Origin of the sequence: Mycobacterium angelicum, assembly GCF_002086155.1 — a bacterium.
Taxonomy (GTDB): domain Bacteria; phylum Actinomycetota; class Actinomycetes; order Mycobacteriales; family Mycobacteriaceae; genus Mycobacterium; species Mycobacterium angelicum.
The window spans coordinates 1-282 of sequence record NZ_MVHE01000384.1 but is presented as its reverse complement, the minus strand read 5'-3'; the positions used below and the strand labels follow the sequence as shown (position 1 = coordinate 282).

Annotated in this window: 1 protein-coding gene; it reads right to left on the bottom strand. The window is 60.6% G+C overall.

Annotation, left to right across the window (positions count from 1 at the left end):
* Positions 1–219, bottom strand: a 219-nt coding sequence (locus BST12_RS29905) for a DUF427 domain-containing protein (protein WP_139802125.1), incomplete at its 3' end; no start/stop codon positions are given.
* Positions 220–282 lie beyond the last annotated feature (63 nt).

Genomic DNA, 282 nt, shown 5'->3' with positions numbered 1-282 from the left:
GTAGTACCAGGCAGCGTCCGGGTTAACCGGACCATAGGGGCCGTCCACGACGACGTTGTAGTAATGGGCCAGACCCTTCCATGGGCATATCGACGTGGTCGGGCTTTCGATTAGATGCTCGCGGTGCAGCGACTCGGGCGGAAAGTAGTGGTTGCCTTCCACCCGTACGGTTCGCGGCGCCTCAGCGAGCACTGTTCCATTCCACACAGCACGAATCATGGACTCGGCCTCCTTGGGTCCTGCCAAACGTGTCACTGTCGATAATGCACTCGCGGAGCCGGC